This is a genomic window from Proteiniphilum sp. UBA1028 (assembly GCF_002316955.1).
Taxonomy (GTDB): Bacteria; Bacteroidota; Bacteroidia; order Bacteroidales; family Dysgonomonadaceae; genus Proteiniphilum.
Genome location: NZ_DCEN01000002.1, coordinates 56,385 through 74,348, shown reverse-complemented (window position 1 = coordinate 74,348; position 17,964 = coordinate 56,385). Strand labels below are relative to the sequence as shown.

At 44.5% G+C, this 17,964-nt stretch carries 7 protein-coding genes; all 7 read right to left on the bottom strand.

Annotation, left to right across the window (positions count from 1 at the left end; translation table 11 throughout):
• Positions 1–2,753 (bottom strand): chondroitinase family polysaccharide lyase (locus tag B3Z75_RS00235; RefSeq protein ID WP_294066369.1); only part of this gene is annotated, 2,753 nt, incomplete at its 3' end.
• A 108-nt stretch (positions 2,754–2,861) separates the two neighbouring features.
• On the bottom strand, positions 2,862–4,070 hold the full coding sequence (locus B3Z75_RS00230; RefSeq protein WP_294066366.1) for a glycoside hydrolase family 88 protein: 1,209 nt from the start codon (positions 4,068–4,070) through the stop codon (positions 2,862–2,864).
• 36 nt (positions 4,071–4,106) lie between these two features.
• A complete protein-coding gene (locus B3Z75_RS00225; protein ID WP_294066363.1) occupies positions 4,107–7,061 on the bottom strand; it encodes a chondroitinase family polysaccharide lyase in 2,955 nt (984 codons plus the stop codon).
• A gap of 9 nt (positions 7,062–7,070) precedes the next feature.
• Entirely contained in the window at positions 7,071–8,603 is a 1,533-nt protein-coding gene (locus B3Z75_RS00220) for a sulfatase family protein (RefSeq protein ID WP_414702833.1), read from the bottom strand.
• A 69-nt stretch (positions 8,604–8,672) separates the two neighbouring features.
• Positions 8,673–10,241, bottom strand: coding sequence for a RagB/SusD family nutrient uptake outer membrane protein (locus B3Z75_RS00215; protein ID WP_294066360.1), 1,569 nt, complete (start codon positions 10,239–10,241; stop codon positions 8,673–8,675).
• Positions 10,242–10,256: 15 nt separating this feature from the next.
• Entirely contained in the window at positions 10,257–13,394 is a 3,138-nt protein-coding gene (locus B3Z75_RS00210) for a SusC/RagA family TonB-linked outer membrane protein (RefSeq protein WP_294066356.1), read from the bottom strand.
• A 191-nt stretch (positions 13,395–13,585) separates the two neighbouring features.
• On the bottom strand, positions 13,586–17,638 hold the full coding sequence (locus B3Z75_RS00205; RefSeq protein ID WP_294066353.1) for a hybrid sensor histidine kinase/response regulator transcription factor: 4,053 nt from the start codon (positions 17,636–17,638) through the stop codon (positions 13,586–13,588).
• Between the last annotated feature and the right edge of the window lie 326 nt (positions 17,639–17,964).

Here is a 17,964-nt window from a genome sequence, read left to right as displayed (position 1 = left end):
ATAAATTCAGACATCACGAGGCTGGGAAGGTTTACCTCCTGCAGCAGATCATCCGAAGAGACTTTTCCTGATTCAAACAGCACATACCCTGTTGTGTGCGTGCCAAGGTCCTCTACAATATGGGCCAGCGAATCGTGCTGAAGCACGCGATAAGGCAGTCTGCCCGCCCGGGCCTCGTTCCATGTTTTCTCTCTCTCGTTCTGTTCAGGTTGTACCAGAATCATATATTCATAAGTGCTCCCATGGGGGGCAGGCCCATGATTGATGGCGGCCAGTGCAAAGTTGTTTCGCGTGGGAAGTCCCGTCTCTTCGTGCAACGATTTTTGGTCTTCCTTGCGGAAGATCACCGTTCCGTTACGGACGAAGAAGTAGTTGTTCAACCCGTCAGACAGTCCGTTTATCTTGTTATCCCCGAGAGTTGTTCTGTATGGAAAACTTCTGTTATTGCGTCCGTTTTCAAAAAAGGGCTTGCGTTTCTCCTCGAGAAATACCTGAAACAGGGTTGTATGGGTTTCTTCGGGCAGGGCAGACTCGATATTGCTACCCAGCGCAACCACCCTGTTGTCGAAGAAGAAAACCGATTTTCTTGCCCGTAACGAACCGTTGTATTTATCGTGTTCGTGGAGTTTCATTCCGAAAGCGCCGTTTTTTCCCCGGATGGATATCCCGCCGGAAAAAGACTCGTCGGAGAGGAGCATCTCCTCGAAGCCCGACAGATCATCCAGGTTTTTCACATCGGCTTTCAGTTGCTCCATGGGAAGGACGGTGGCGGTGGTACCCGGAAAATGGTTCCAGTCCCATCCTTCCTGGCGGAAGCCGGACCCCCCATTGGAGATGGGCTCGCCGGTTGCCAGTATCTGCAGTGAACCGTGGTTCAGGTATCTTCCGTAAAGATTTTCGCCGCGATAGCCCTCACTGGCCCATAGATACCTGCTATGACCCATGGCAGAGACCATCCAGTCGCCTCTCCTGTGTACATTGAGTCCGGAATAATTGAATGTACGGTTACCAGCCGGCGATTTTTCTGCAGAATACCCTTTCGCAACGAGTGTGGCGGTAATGTCCGTTTCACGGGTGACAAGTCTCAGGTAAGCTTCGGCCATCTCCTTGTCGATGTCGTGCTTCCCGTCGGGTGAACCTGCCAGCGCCAGCAATCCGAACTGTTCCGGCTCCAGGCTCCCTTCCCCGTCGGGGTGTCTTCCCGAGAGCGACAGCGGCCATGTTTGCAGGTTACAGTATATCCGCATGGATAGCAGCGCTTTTTTTAATATCCGGTGGCTCTGTTCCGATATTTTGAAAGGGGTGTTTCTCAGCAGGTAAACTGCTGCTACCGCCCCGTCGAGTCCCCCCACCGCGTAGGCCGGATAATTGTGGCGATGGTGAAACATGGTGCCGTCAATCTTGAAAGTTCCCCGTGTGCCATCGGCATATTGATATCCGTTGTCGAGCCACCTTGTAAATGCATGCAAGTAGCGTACTTTCTCAGGCTGTGAGCCGATCATCAGGATGCTGGTCAACCTGCCAATCAGATTGGTGTTGAAGGTATCCACATCCATTCCCGGTATCAGAGGTGCCGTTTTTACTTCTCCTGTGCCGGCAAACCATTCCATGGCTTGTTGCATTTGATTTTTCAGTTGATGGCGCTCCAATACCTCCGCCATCAGAAAAACTGCCGGATAATAATTGCGCATGCTGTAGCCGAGGTGATGAAGGGTACCCATGGCGCTGCCTGCCTGAAAACCCTGATCAAGCATATGGCGTATCATTTTTATAAACAGCTCCTCCAGTACATTTTTCTCTGCTTCATCATCCGACAGGTTGTATGTCACGGAAAGATTGAGCAATGTTTTATTGAATTTGCTCAATCCCATAATGTTATCATATATCAGGGAGTACTTCTCAGCTCCAAGTACCTGATAGGTTTCGCCGAACCGCTCAAAGAAGAGAGGTACACCTTTGAGGCTACCATTGGGATTTTCTGTGATACGGTATGCATCCACTTCGGCCTGCAACATATGCAAAGGTTTTGCTTTTTCCCCTTTCAGCAAATACTCCCTCACCCGTTTTTCAATCTGATCGATATCGCCGATTTCTGCCGTAGTGGCATTTACCATAGGAAGGTCGAACTCTTTAAGCCACGATTCATGCAGGATAAGCCAGTGATTTGTGGTACCCCGGTTGATGAAGGGGGCCTGCATGTCGGCTGTGTGATGTCTTGCATCTTGCATCGACGATAGGATCACATGATCGAAATAGAGCGTGCCCGAATCGAGAGCCGGGGCGCTGAAACGTACTTCATCCATTCCCTCTTCCGGTCTTCCCTCCATATCCCTGTCGAAGGCGATCCAGGCTCCTCGCCAACCGGTAAAATCCAGCCCGTAGTCAAAATAGGATGTTACCTTGCCCTTTTTCAGAAACTCCACCCGTAATTTTTCATTTTTTATCGGTTTTTCCGAATAAATCCAGAATACAAAAGTGGATATCTGGGGATCTGTACTCGTTGCAGGTTGCACGTAATTGATCCTGTCATGAATGCTCCAATAAGAATTGGGGCTGTTCCATGTCCACTTCAGGCTATGCTGGAGATGCTTATAGTGTTCGGAAGAGAAAGTCAGAGCAGATTGTGCATCATGATCCGGCAGATCATCTTGTTCGAACGAAATAATTGCATCATGGGTGTACTCTTTGAAATCTTTGGAAAAAGATAAAAAGAAAAAGCACAGATTCAAAAATATAAATAAAAGTTTCTTCATTATCAAAGCTTCTTTCGGGGATCATGATGAGGAATCGCTTATATTTTAAATTATCATTCCCCGCTGATCCTGTTCGTGATTGTCCGGGCAAAGTCCACTATGGGAGTATCAGAGATTTTCTACATTCTTTTTACGTGTCAATGCCTCCAGAAAGTAATAGTCGGCGTAATTGATGGGGACATCTATTTCGTTGCCGTGAGGGATGCTTCCCACGGAGTGCATCAGTACAAAGTTGCCGTTTGTACCCACAATTGCCTTGTATGCATCGCCGGCAAGCGAATTCATTATTTTATCGGCAGTATCCTTGTATTCTTTTTGTCCGAGGGCGACCAGCTCATATAAAGCCGAGGCCGTGACGGCAGCAGCCGAAGCATCCCGGGGCTCGTTGGGAATATTGGGGGCGTTAAAATCCCAGTAGGGTACCAAGTCCTCTGGAAGATTTTTATGGGTGAAGATATAGTTATAAATATTGTGTGCCATTTTCAGATAACGTTCGTCTTTTGTATACCTATAGGCCACGGTGAATCCATATATTCCCCATGCCTGTCCCCGTGCCCAGGCCGATTCGTGTGCATAACCCTGTGCATTCTGTTTGCTTCTTACGCCACCCTGCTCCTTGTCGTAATCCACTACATGATAACAGCTCCAGTCATCTCTGTAATGGTTTTCCATGGTCGTATTGGCGTGTGATACAGCTATCTTGTAATAAGTGGAGTCACCTGAAATCTCGGTAGCATTAAACAGCAGTTCCAGGTTCATCATGTTGTCGATGATTACCGGACACATCCATCCCCGCTTCCCCTGCCATCCTCTGTCCTCATCCCAGCTTTGGATCACGCCTGCGGCAGGTCTGAACCGCGTGGCCAGCGAATTGGCCGCTTCCACAATCACCTCTTTATATGCCTCATTGCCGGTGACTCTCAAGGCATTTCCAAAGCTGCAGTTGATCATGAAACCCACATCGTGGTGCCATTTGAGGTGTTTGATTGTGTCAAGGTTCTCGGTATACTTAATCCCTGCATTCATCCATTTCGGATCTTTTGTCAGGTCGTACATGTAAAACAGGGTTCCGGGGAAGAATCCGCTGGTCCAGTCATCTTTGGGTATGTATTGTACATAACCGTTTTCAACGGTTCTGGGGTTTAATATTTTGCCCGACTCTTCGATCACCTTTACCTGGTATCCTATTTGCTGTTCTGCTGTATTTATTACATTGGCAAATAAATCGTCTGCCCCGGCCTGTGGCATCTTACCGTTTTTCTCTGTACAGGCACCCAGGAGGGTTGCCAGTAAAAACAATGTCGCTAACCTTTTCATTTTCTATTATATATGTTTGTTGAATTTAAAAGTTCATTATTTAATCATGCTCAATGTGAATTCCACCGGTATGCCATCGCAGCAGATCACCGATATTACCGTGTTGTTGACAGAGTGAAGAAGTGACACCGAAGCGGGAGCATCTGACAAGACGAATTTCCCCTTTAGGGTAATCTCTCTGGTGATAGGGTTACTTTCTGTAGGAGTTGTATAGATATATTCCCCTAAGTGGAGGTCAGGGTCGCATACGCTCATTTTTAACTTATCGCCCATGGGTTGCATCATGATCATGATCTCTTTATCACTCTTCTCCAGGTAGTCATCTTCTGTAGATGCAAAATCTTCAAAAATTGCATATCCTCTTGCATCGCTCAATCTGTCATGCACGATGTGCACAATCTCATCCTTCCTGATGACCTCATACTCTGTGATTCCCTTTTTCAGCTTTTTTATCTGGGATTTGGTTGCATCCAGAAGAATCATATACTCGTACGTTTCGTTTTGGGGAGCCACTCCATGGTGAATGTATGCCGTGGCAAAATTGCCATGGGTAGGATTCATCCGTTTATTTTCTTTCGATTCCTGTCTTTTCTTCTCAATGATCAGCGATTGCCCCTGTGGCAGGTAATAATACTCTCCCGTCAGATTCTTTAAAACGACATGCTTGTTGTCGGTTTTGTCTATTTCCGTGCGGTAGGGAAAAGTGATAGCTTTCACTTCGTTGATTTCCAACGGTTCGCCATTTGAAAGCATGTGTTGCTGGAAGAGTGTTGTTTCGGTCGGATATTCTCTGTTGTCGTTCCTTATGGCAGATCCCAGGGCGACGATTCTGTTTCCAAAAGCGAACACCGATTTATGTGCATGGAAGGAAGGTGTGAAATTCTTTCTGTCCCGTTCACCCAGCTTCATGGCAAACATGCCAAACTCACCCTTGTTCAGCAGTGATGCACCGGCAAACGACTCTGGCTGACGGAGCATGTCGCTCCCCGGGAACGGAGAATTTAACAACTCCAGAGGTAAGTGGATGGTAGTTGTTCCCGGGTTTCTATTCCAGTCCCACCCTGCTTCTTTGTATCTGCTTGCCTCTTCTGTGACAGGATATTCCTTGTTCAGCGCCTCCGGGGTAGGGGTGCCGATTATTTGCACGGAGCCGTAACTCTGGTATCTTCCGAACCGGTTATCACGGACGTATATCTCGCTTCCCCAGATGTTTTGCGTGAAACCTTTCATGGCGACCATCTTCTTATTGTACCGGTATATACCCTGCGAAGCGTAATTGTAGACATAAAACCCTTTTGGATATGCGTTGAGAGAGATACCATCTTTTTTAAATTGCTGAATAAGGGCGTTGTCTTCGGAGTATCGTTTCATTCCTTCCATTAAGCGAAGGTATTCGCCGGCAAGCTCTTTGTCTGTTTCGACCGGCACCATGGCTGCATAGGCATAGGTGAGTATACCATTTTTGAGGATTGACCCGTTGAAGGGGTGTCTCCCTGATACACCCATTCCCCAGTCCCTTAGGTTTGTCTGCCGGGAAAGCGATAGCAATGCGAATTTCATTACCGCAAATGCGTCCTGATTCAATGTAAACTGTGTCCTGTTCACGCATTTCAGGTACTTTCCCACGTAAGATAATCCCGGTACAGAATAAGCCGGGTAGTGTCCCCCATGGTGGAATGCAGTGCCATCAACCTTGATGCCACCGATGGTGCCGGGAGAAAACCGCAACGAACCGTTGACCCATCTCGAAAGAGCTTTCATATCTCTCAGTCGTTCGTTTTCAGTATCTGCCCACAGTGCACAGGCTAGCCGGGGGATGAGCAAGGTATTCCATGAGTCTGTAAGTTCGTCTCTCAAATTATTGAAAGGTTGTCTTGTTTCCTGCAGGCCGCTCCAGTAGGTAACTGCTTTTCTCGTTTCCTCCCACAGGTTGTTCGCGCGAAGCACATCTTCCATCCACCAGACAGCGCCGAAGATATCCCTGATCTGGTACCCGTAATGGTGATTGGTGCCCATTCCGCTTTCCCAGGCAAATCCCTGGTTTAACATATAGCGGATGGTCAGGAGAAAATTTTCTTTTGCTGCGTTATCTTTGTCGGCATACCATCCTCTTGCCGACAGGTCGAGAAGTTTGTTCAGCTGACCAAAGTTGACATCGCCAGGCTTTGTATTGTCATTTTGCATGAGTGGTGCCCCCTTCTTTCCGTTTTCTGAAATAGAAAAGAGTTGTATCAGCTGTTGTTGTTCCTTTTTTTCCGTATCAGACAGGCTGCCTTTTTTCAACATCTGCTTCACATTGTCATAAACAAGGGCAAGGTCGGTTGACTCTTTGGTGGATATCTCCTGGGATACTTCCATGTCATGCTTCTGTTGTTCCCATTTATGGAGTAATCCCCAGTGCCATATCTCGCGGTTGAGATGACGGTTATTTTGCGGTATCTGTGCATCGGGTGTAGCCTGCCTGTCCACATAATCAGTAAATTCTATTCTGTCGAACCATAATTTACCCTCAGGTATATTCCCGGGAGACACAATATCCATGGAGACCACATGGCGGGCGGATGTTTTTTCTCCTCCGGGAGTCCACATATCGCTATAGGCAATCCATGCAGCTCTCCATCCGGTAAAGTTGAGGTTAAAATTGAACGTGTACTGTATTACATTTTCTGCGTCCCTGAATTGGAAAACAATGGGGTCAGGTTGGGGTGTTTCGTTGAATATCCAAAGCTTCACGCCGCTTCTTTGATCGAAAGAAGAGACAATATCTCGAATGGCGGTATCGGTAAATGAAAGTGTCGCATTGTCGGATTTCCAGCTCCATAAAAGGGATTGCGTACCATCCTTGAAATATTTTCGACTGAGTGCCAGCTCACTTTTTCCATCCTTCGTGTGAACGGTTGAAGGGATGTGCGAACTCTCAAAGTTGTGTGCATTAAGTGTATTTACTCCTATGAGCATGCACAAAATTGATATGGCAGCTTTTTTTAGCATGTTGCTTGTTTAATTGATAGATTGAATGGAATCCAGCATGGCTGACAGTTCTCTAACCACAGCAGGATACTGGCGGGCTACATTGTTCTTTTCTGAGGGGTCTTCCTCGGTTCGATACAATTGGGGTTCGGGAGAGTTGCCCAGTTCAATCCCGGTCCAGCGTTCTATGCCAGGAAGTTCACTGGGTGTAAAATATTTCCAGCCCCCTTTTGAAATACTTAATGTGTTATCAAGGTTTTGATGAATGGTAAAGTCCCTGTCCTTTTGCTCCTTGCCCAATAATACCTGGAGTGCATTCTGGCTGTCGGGGGCGTCGTCGTCTTCCAGAGATTGATTCAAAAAGGCAGCCACGGACCGCAGCATATCGATTTGTGAAAATCGGGCATGTTGTATCCCGGCTTCGATTTGATCCTTCCAGTAAACAATGAGTGGGACCCTTGTGCCGGCTTCGTAGAGGCTGTATTTTCCACCTCTGTACTGACCCATTGGTGTGTGTCCATTCAACAGTTCGAAGGCCTTGTCATGATACCCATCGTCGATTACCGGGCCGTTGTCGCTTGAGAAAATGATGATCGTGTTGTCCGACAACTGTAGACGATTTAACATTTCCACTATTTTTCCCACTGTCCAGTCCAGCTGAAGTATCACATCACCCCTGTCTCCCAGTCCGCTTTTGCCTTTAAAGTCGGCATGGGGAACCCTTGGCACATGAATGTCGTGTGTCCCGAAGAAGAGAAAAAAGGGGTTGTCCCTGTTCTCAGTGATGAACTCCTCTGCTTTTGAAACAATGGTCTGTGCGATCTCGTCGTCTTTCCACAGGGCCGATTTTCCTCCTGTCATATAGCCGATTCGGGAGATGCCGTTCACAATGGTATTATTGTGTCCCTGACTGGGTTTTAACGTCAACAGCTCCGGATTTTCCTCGCCCGTTGGCCAGTCGCCCACTTTTTTTCCATAATCCACATATATCGGATCGTCGGGATCGAGGTTTACCACTCTTCCGTTTTCCACAAATACACACGGAACACGGTCGACCGTGGCGGGGATGATAAATTCATAATCGAAACCAATGTCGTTGGTATTGGGAGCAATATAGGTGTTGAAGTCGGGACCTGACTCAGGGCCTAATCCAAGATGCCATTTGCCGATGACACCGGTGGTGTAGCCTGCTCTTTGAAAAACGTCGGCTACAGTTACCGTGGCAGTATCAATCAGTAAGCCGGAATTGCCAGGTGCAATTCCGGTATTGTCTTTTCTCCAGGGATAAATGCCGGTCAGCATCCCATAACGAGATGGTGTGCTGGTTGCGGAAGTGGAATAGGCATTGGTAAACCGCAATCCTTCCCCCGCAAGCCTGTCGATATGGGGTGTTGACACTTGTGTGGCACCGTAGCAACTCAGGTCTCCTATACCCAAATCATCCGTATAAATCAGAATGACGTTGGGAGAATCAGGGCGCTTGCCTGAAGTTGTCTTTGAGTGACAGCCGTACAATATGGAAGTACCGGCAATTATTCCCGAAAAAAAAGTATATTTACTGATTGTTTTCAATTCACTGTGAATGTTATTGTGATTACTTACTCGTTACTTTTCTATGGTTTTGTCACTTTTTTACCACAGAGGATTTTGTGAAAGTTCTGTATTGATGGCCAATTCTTTTAAAGGAATGGGCAGGAATTCATGTTTCTTTTGTGTCCTTTCTGCAAATGCTCTTGCCGTGGAATAATTGCTACCTCCGGGCCAACGACTGTCGTAAGTAGCTTCACCCAGTGCCTGGATAGCATCGGTGTAGATTCCCCATCTTACAAGATCATATTTTCGCAGAGATTCGAAACAGAGCTCGCGGCCTCTCTCATCACGCAGTTCCTGTTGAAATTCGGCATAAGACAATCCCGACAGCGGTTCTATTCCGGCTCTTTCCCTTACCGTATTGATCGCTTCGTATGCCAGTGGTGTCGGCGACTGATTTACCTCATTCTCGGCTTCAGCCAGCATGAGCAGCACATCGGCGTATCTGATGATCGGATAATTCTCCTGGGTATAATTTTTGTGTCGCGGCATCAGCGTTTCCCATTCTCTTCTGAATTTACCACAGGCTCGCTGTACAATCTGATTGTCTTTCCAATAGATATATTGGTCTTTAGCATCGATCTGGTAAGGAGCCATGGATAGGTCCCGTCTCTTATCGTTTCCGTCGTAAAGATCCCAAAGGATCAATGACCCACCGTAGAACCAATAGCTGTATCCCAGCCCTTCGGTGGAACCGTTTTTTTGGATATTGCCGATTACATTTCCAATTCTTCCGTCAGTCCAGTTGCCATCAAGCTCTCTTGAACCGATGAACTCCACTTCCCACATCGATTCATTATATTCGGTGTCATACCTGTCACTGGCCATTCTTTTCCACATCTCGTACACATCCGGATTGAGACCATGCTTTTGTGCATCTTTCACCGATTTGGCATACGCTGCAGCTTTTTCATAATAAGGTTTTCCGCCGTTGGTGGGGTATCCTGCCCGGGTGAGGCATACTCTGGCGAGAATACCTTCTACCACAGTCTTTTTTACATAAGAAGGGCGATTGTCGTACATCTCATCATCCACCATGGTAATCGTCTCTTCCATCTCACTGATGATCCAATCCAGGGCTTCGGCTTGTGGTGTGGCAGCCAGAGCAGACTTGGAAACATCTTTAAATGACTCCTTTCTGATGGGTACATCTTTCCAGGCTTGTGCCACCAGAAAGTGGTAATAAGCTCTCAGGAACTTGGCTTCTCCCTTTATTCTGGTTTTTACCGCTTCATCGATATTGGAATTTTCAATTCTCTCAAGCAGGATATTTGCACTTTCGATCCCTTTATAAATGGAGCTCCATGCATTATAAATGTCGGTGTTACTTGTATTGTGGTCATTCCCATATACATGTGTCACAGTTTGTGTGGACGGACGAACATAAAAACTAAGGTCATCCACATTGGAAATCATACAGGAGTACCGGTTCCCATACACATTTTCTGTAGCCAATGTCGAATAAACTCCGGCCAATGCCATCTGGGCATCATTTTGATTTTGATAAAACTCTTCGGGTGAGACAAAATCATAGGCGCGCGTGTCGAGAAAGTCGCTGCACGAATTGAGACTCAATGCAAATAGCAGGATAAATAGTATATTTTTCATCATTATAAAGCTTTTTTATTAAAAGGTCAGATTAAGAGAAAGTGAATAGTTTCTGGAGCGAGGGTAGGGTGACCAGTCGAACCCCGGTGTTAATACCGTATTTCTTGTCGATACTTCCGGATCATTTCCTGAATATGAAGTGATGGTAAATAAGTTTTCTGCTGAAAAAGCAATCCTTGCCGATGCAATATGTAATCTGTTCAGGAGCTCCGGTTGGAAGTTATAACCGAGTGTAAGCGATTTCAACCTGAGGAAGGAGCCGTCTTCGATATACAAGCTGCTATATTCCTGTGAGCCAACTGCTTTTGATCGGGGAATATCGCTAGATTCATTTTCCTCCGTCCAACGGTCGGCATAAGTTGCGAACATGTTCGTGTGCCTCTTTCCTGCAGGATTTTCAAAAATCATCCGGTTGGCATTCAGAACGTCATTGCCCATGCTGAATTGAAAGAAAAAGCTCAGGTCCAAATTCTTATATACAAAACTGTTGTTTAATCCGCCGATGGCTTTGGGGTGTCCTTCCCCTATGTTTGTTTTATCCGCATCGTTGATTACGCCGTCACCGTTGATGTCGGTATAGCGGGGATCACCGGGTCTCGACTCGTTGGAGAACAATACCACACCTTTTTTGGGAGTATACACCTCGGTGCCATTATCGTTTAACGTAATGTCGAAGTCGCTCTTTTTATAGGTTCCTTCGTACAAGTATCCGTACATCAATCCGGCTGGTCTTCCCACAGGGCTGATATAAGCCGGCATGGTTCTGTATTTGTTGTCCCAATATACAGAGTTTGTCATGGCAATCTGCTTGTCATTTAACCGGGTGATCTCATTCTTGTTGAACGAAATGTTGAATGCTGAATTCCACTGAAAATCTTTTGATTGTATGTTGGATGTCTGAATAGAAAATTCAATCCCCCGGTTTTGCAGTTCGCCAATATTCATCATGGCTGAGGCGTAACCCGATGAAGGAGCCAAATCGGCTTGCAGCAACAAATCACGGGTGTTCTTGATGTAGTAGTCTGCGATGATGCTTACCCTGTCGTTCCAGAAACCCAGGTCAAGTCCCACGTTGTATTGATCTGTTGTTTCCCATTTCAGGTTCTCGTTCTGCATGCTTGTAGGCAGGTAGGCGATGTATTTGTTGCTATCGTAAGGATAGAAGGTGTTGTCCCCCGTTTCCAGCTTTCCTCTAAAGGCATAGTTATCTACTCTGTTGTTTCCTGTTTGTCCATAGCTGAGTCTGAGTTTCCCGTTTGTCAGGATCTCGTTGTCTTTGAGAAAATCTTCCCGACTAAAGGCCCATGCCAGTGATGTGGACGGGAAATAGCCCCATCTGTTTTTTGAGGAAAATTTGGAAGAACCGTCAGCTCTGAACGATGCGGTTGCGTAGTATTTGGAGCGATAGTTGTAGTTTACCCTGGCAAGATAAGATGCCAACGTATTTTCTCCCTTTGATGATTCCACAGAAGGCACACTGCTGCTTTTCCCAAATCCGGCCATCCCAAAAATTTCATTGGTAATAAATGTGCTGGTCAGGTCGTGACTGTAAAAGCTCTCCTTTTGAAAGGTTACCCCTCCCAACAGATTCACATTATGTCCTTTTTTGCCATACTGGTAAGTTAATGTATTTTCGTTCAAAAGTCTTTCGGTGTTCGATTGACGGTAGAATGCGTTAATACCTCTGTATTGTGAGTTTTTGTCGTGATAAAAACCGGTTTTGGTTTTTGAATTATTAAACTGTTCGTTGGTGTAATTAACCAGTTGATAACCTGCCGTGGCTTTGAAACGCAAATTTTTGATGATTTCATATTCGGCCATCCCGTTAATGCTGAAATTGTCGGTCGTGGTTTTGCGGTATTCGTTCTTTGCCGACAAGACAGGGTTAAACCGGTAATCTTCCGTCATTTCAATGGCGTCGTCATACAGCTCCTCCATCAAGTTTGATCCCGTGGGAGAAACCGGACGGTATCCCCATACGCTGTACATCAGGGCATTACTTACGGAAGTGGATCCGCCGGTGGGGTCTGCTCCATTTCTTACGGTGCGGCTGGCGTTGGAAATAACCCTTAAGCGCAGCTTGTCGTTAAACAACTTTTGGTCAAGACTTACGCGCCCTTGATATTTATCCAAACTTGAGTTTGTAATGATCCCTTCCTGATTCAGATACGACCCTGAAGTAGAATATTGCAAATCGCCCTGCATGCCAGACAGAGAGAGATAGTGGTTGTTTGTGATGGCTGTCCTGTAAATTGCGTCCTGCCAGTCATATTCAGGTTCGGTCAGGTAATTCTCGAGCGTTCTTCCGTCTCGCAGGTAATTTTGCGCAAAGTCTTCTTCGTTCATGATCTCCTGTTGTAATTCTACAAACTGGTAACCGGAGAGCATCTCCTGTGTTTTGGCAATATTGCTTACAGTCAAATTACCGTTATATTCAATGCGGGGTTTTCCGGCGCTTCCTTTTTTGGTGGTAATAATTACTACACCGTTTGCGCCGCGTGATCCGTAAATGGCTGTAGCGGAGGCGTCTTTTAAAACGTCGATTGATTCAATGTCGTTTGGATTCAATGATCCCATATTGCTCGACTCCAAAGGAAAGCCATCCACTACGTACAGCGGTTCCGTGCTTTGTGTCAGCGATCCGGCTCCCCTGATCGTGATGCTGAAGTTGTCTCCCAGTCCTCCGTCTTTGGAAGATACCTGTACTCCGGCGATACGTCCACCCAACGACTGTGCAATGTTGCTGACGGGAGTTTTGATGATTTCCGACATGTCGGCTTTGGCCACCGATCCGGTCAGGTCTTTTCTTCTCACGTCGCCATAGCCGACAGCTACAACCTCGAGTTCTTGAATGAGTACAGAAGACTCTCGGAGAGTAATTCGTATTTGTGCTTGATCTTTCACTGCTATTTCCTGCGACTCAAAGCCAATAAAAGTAGCTTCAATGATATCGCCCGGTTTTGCTTCGATGGAAAATTCTCCATCATAGTTTGTAACTGTACCCTTTGTGGTCCCTTTGATGATAATATTTACTCCAGGGAGAGAGTCTCCTCTTTCGTCTGCGACGACACCGGATACAGTGGACTGAGCCAGCAATGATATCGGCAGCAGAAGTAACAAGACAAGCGTCATTGTTTTAAAATTGATCACTTTCATTTAGATTTGTTTTTTTGATTGACATTAAATTAAAAAGATTTAAAGTTCTTAGGCTTCAAATTTTTATTCTCGCGACAAAGTTAACCCGTGCGGATCGACAAGGAGGGGTAAAATAGTTCAAAAAAGGTCCTCTTTCGTACGAAGCGAAAGATTTAACATCCGGAGGGAAAACAACATATACGCGTTCTTTATCAATCTTGTATATGCAAAGATTTATAGTCTGAAGGAGTAAGTCCGAATTGATCCTTAAAGCATTTTGAGAAATATTTTGGAGAATTAAATCCCAGGCGGTAGGTGATGTCTGAAATATTCAATTCCGGGTTGTTAATTAGCAAAAAGGTAGCTCTTTTCATTTTAATGGTGAGAATAAATTCGTTGGGTGTTTGGCCTGTTATCCCTTTAATTTTGTTAAACAAGCTTGTTCTGCCCAGATTCATCTCCTTTGAGAATTCGTTGATACCAAAATCCGGGTTTGCGATGTTATCTTCGATGACCTTGTTTGCTTTTTCCAAGAAGTTGCGATCCATATCGTTGGAGGCAATGGAATAAGTACCGACATCGGTTGATTTGGCGAATCTTTCTTGCAATAGTTTGCGTCCGTTCACCAGATTGTTGCACCGTGCCAGTAGCACAGACACATCGAAGGGTTTGGTGATATAATCGTCAGCTCCCAGTTTCAGGCTTTCTATGTTAGACTCGACAGCCGTTTGAGCAGTGAGCAGGACAACAGGAATATGGCAGACAGCAAAATTGGTTTTTATTTTTAAACACATTTCGCTCCCCGACATGTGGGGCATCATCAGGTCACTGAGTACAATGTCGGGTTGGTTTTCGATTGTTTTTGCCAGTCCCTCTTCTCCGTCAGTGGCAGTAATTACATGATATAGAGGATCAAACACGTGATGTAAAACATGCAGCAACTCTTCGTTATCTTCCACAATCAGGATCCTGTTTTTCGATTCCTGTTTTCCTGTTTTTTTATCGGGATGCAACAGTTCCCTGTCGTGCGAAGTCCCCGGCAAATAGTTCTTGATCTCTTGAATACTGATGTCATCCCGATTTTCCAGAACATTTTTTTCGTTTTCTGCAAAGTGAGCCGATCCTTTGAGGAGCATGACTTCGAAATTGCTTCCTTTGTTTACCTCGCTTTCGAGTGTAATCTCTGCATGGTGGGCATCCAGGATTCCTTTTGTCAATGCTAATCCCAACCCCGTTCCGGGCAGTATGTTAACTGAATCTTCCCCGGTCACGATTTGATAGAACTGATCGAATATTTTATCCCTGTTTTCCGAAGCAATCCCGATGCCGCTATCTTTTACAGAAATGCGGACTCTTTTGTTATCCTGCGTGATGCTAAGGGTTATTCTACCTCCTTTCGGGGTGTATTTAAATGCGTTGGATATCAAGTTGAAAAAAACTTTCTGCATCTGACTTTGATCATACCACAGTAAGATCGCATCGTCCGTCGTGTGGAAAGAAAAATCAATTTTTTGTGCATCGGCATATTCTTCGAAGGAGGTGTATATTTCGTATAGAAATGGGACAATATTATATTCTCCGGCTTTTATCGCCAACTTTTCGTTGTCGATCTTCCTGAAATCAAGCAGTTCATTGATAAGACTGGTCAGCAAGGCTGTATTTCTGCTGATGCTTTCGATTCGTTTAATTATTGACGGTTGAAGTTTTTTTTGCTGTAACAGCATGTCTACCTGGCTTGAAATTAAAGTGAGTGGTGTCCTGAATTCATGAGAAATATTGGTGAAGAAACGAATTTTAGATTGGTTGACTTCTTCGATATGTTCCTTTTCTTTTTTCTCATACTCCAGGGAGGATTCCAGCCTGATTTTATTTTTTATATATCTTACATAAAGCCATATCAACGACACCCCCCCCAATAAGTAGAGTATGTAAGCCAGCGCACTTCTGTAAAAGGGTGGGGTTACCCGAAAAGCAATGGATGTGGAGCCTGCCGTTGCTTTTGAATTCAACGTTACAGCTTTTAACTCCAATAAAAAGTTGCCGGCATCCAGGTTCATCAAATTTATCTCATGAAGCCCTTCTCTCAGGGTGACCCATTCATTTGACATGCCTTTTACTCTGTATTGATAGTGATATTTGTCGAGTGCGGTGATATTGTCGGAAGAAAATTCAAACTTGAGTATCGATTGCCTGTGGTTGAATTTAAGACGATGGGTAAAAGGGAGAGTCTCTTTCAGTAATCCGGTATGATCGTTCGGTGTTACCTCCCTGTTGTTTACCCATAAGTTTGCAAAATAGAGGTCAACGGGTTTCAGATCTTCCAGGATTTCCTGCTCATAGAAGGAAACCATACCATTCATGCCGGCCACATAGATTTCACCATCCGGCTTTATGGCTATTCCTCCGTTAAAAAGGGAATTGAGTGTGATGCCATCGTTTGAAACGACATTAATTACCTCGTTATTTTCAGGATTAATATACGATAATCCGCGGGTGGTTGTCAGGTAAAGATAGCCAAGAGGTGATTCGGCTATATTACTTACATAATCGTTTTTCAGGCTAGTATTCTGGGATGTGAACCTTAAAAAATCCATCGAATCGTAGTTGTATAAATTCACTCCTCCTCCGCTGGTCGCAATCCACAGTCTGTCTTTAGAGTCGATGTACAATTTTGTAGCATTAATATTGCTCAATGATCGATCATCATAGGGATCGTGAAAAAACTGCCGGATTTCTTTGGTTTGGATATTATATTTAAAAACTCCCCTGCTTGCCACCCACAAATTGCTTTGTTTATCAATGATGATATCCACAAAAAAGGTAACATGTTGATGAAGATCTTCGGAAAAAACAGAAAATGTTTCCTTCTCTTTATCGAAAAGGTATAAACCGTTGTAGGTGGCTATTAAATATTTGTCCCGCCAGGGTAGGATTCTTCTAACAATATTGGATTGATCCAGATCTGCTCTTATGTGGCTGTATCTTTTCAATCCCTTATTTTTTATGTCCAGTATGCATAATCCCCCTAGGTGTAATCCTAAAAATAACAGATTGTTATCTCTGTCGAGCCAGGCCGTCTTGATATTGTCGTTTTTTAGTGCCGGTATTTCAGAGTAAGTTTTGTTTTCGGTGTTGTACAGAATTAATCCGTCACCTTCGGTACAAAGAAAAGTAGTGTTTGCCTCGTAAGGGATTATTTGACTGATAATTGGAAAGGGCCTGTTGGCAAACGATCCACTGGTTAAATTGTGAAAAGTAAAGCTGTCCGATTTCGGGTTAAAATAATTTACTCCTCCGAAATAAGTGCCTATCCATAAATTTCCGTGATTGTCTTTGTAAAGAGACCAGACAGATTCATTGGAGAGGCTTTTATCATCGTTTATTTCCGGGCTATAATGATAAAACAAAGACGAAGCCTTGTCGAGTTTGTTTAATCCCTGCTTTGTACCAATCCAGATATTCCCGTTGTCGTCCTCACAAACAGTTCTTACAAAATCGGAGGACAATCCTTTTGAAGGATCTTTCAAGTTTTGCCGGTAATTTACGATGGTATTATTTGCAGTGATCTTGTACAGCCCATTTTCCCAGGTACTTATCCATGCGTTTTTTTCCGAATCTTCAAAAATAGAGGCTACGCGGCTACAGCCAGGGAGTACTCTCTTTACGTTTTTATTTTGATCAATTGAGAATACGCCGGATGCTATGGTACCTACTAAAAGACGGTTGCCTGACACCGGAAGGATGGCAGTTATCTGCGCTTGATGGTCAATTTCGCAAAAAAAACCTGTCTGTTTGCTGTCAATAACAAATATTTTGTTGTCTTTTGCGTACCAGAGACGATTGTTGCCATAATTCATCGCATTAATCTGAACAGTGATCAGATGTGTGATTGTTCCGGATGTAAGGTCGTATTGATCAATTCCGTTTTGGGTATGAATAAAAACAGAACCCTGTGAGTCGCCGCTGATCTCCTTTATCAGGTTGCCAGATAATGAGTTTTCGGGTTTTCCCTTTGGCTGTAAAATCTTTATCGTGTTACCGTCGTAGATATTCAGTCCTTCCCGAGTTCCAAACCACATATTCCCCAATTCATCCTGAAAAATTGTCATAACGGAAAGTTGGGAGAGACCTTCTTCGATTCCAATTTTCGAGAAATATAATTCATTCCCGCTATATCCACAAAGGATATTAATCCATACGATGAATATGGATGACACAATTTTTAAATGCTTGCACAGGGACAGACCCCTTAAATCTATATGCATGGTTTGTCTGAATAAAATCAATAGTCAAAGGACGCAACTATTACAACAAAGATGCAAATTTTTTTTTGCATCTTTATAAAAGTCTGATTTTTTCAGAGTTATTAGGATTTATTCTTAATTAATTCGTTGATAAATTGGTGTATATGCAAGCTTGTTGGAAATTGACAGAAATGATTTTTCGTGGTACCGTATGCATGGACGACACAATAGTGAATGAAGATTGTTTTAATGATTTGTTTATGTTGACTATTCAATTAAGTAATGGAAAAAACCAGGTTTGTTTGGATTTATACTATTGCGAGAAATAATATAACTTTCGTGAAATA

What these genes read in the sequence shown, in the direction of transcription:
- B3Z75_RS00215 (WP_294066360.1), bottom strand. Translation starts at nt 10,241, where the DNA reads ATGATGAAAAATATACTATTTATCCTGCTATTTGCATTGAGTCTCAAT.
- B3Z75_RS00225 (WP_294066363.1), bottom strand. Translation starts at nt 7,061, where the DNA reads ATGCTAAAAAAAGCTGCCATATCAATTTTGTGCATGCTCATAGGAGTA.
- B3Z75_RS00205 (WP_294066353.1), bottom strand. Translation starts at nt 17,638, where the DNA reads ATGCATATAGATTTAAGGGGTCTGTCCCTGTGCAAGCATTTAAAAATT.
- B3Z75_RS00210 (WP_294066356.1), bottom strand. Translation starts at nt 13,394, where the DNA reads ATGAAAGTGATCAATTTTAAAACAATGACGCTTGTCTTGTTACTTCTG.
- B3Z75_RS00230 (WP_294066366.1), bottom strand. Translation starts at nt 4,070, where the DNA reads ATGAAAAGGTTAGCGACATTGTTTTTACTGGCAACCCTCCTGGGTGCC.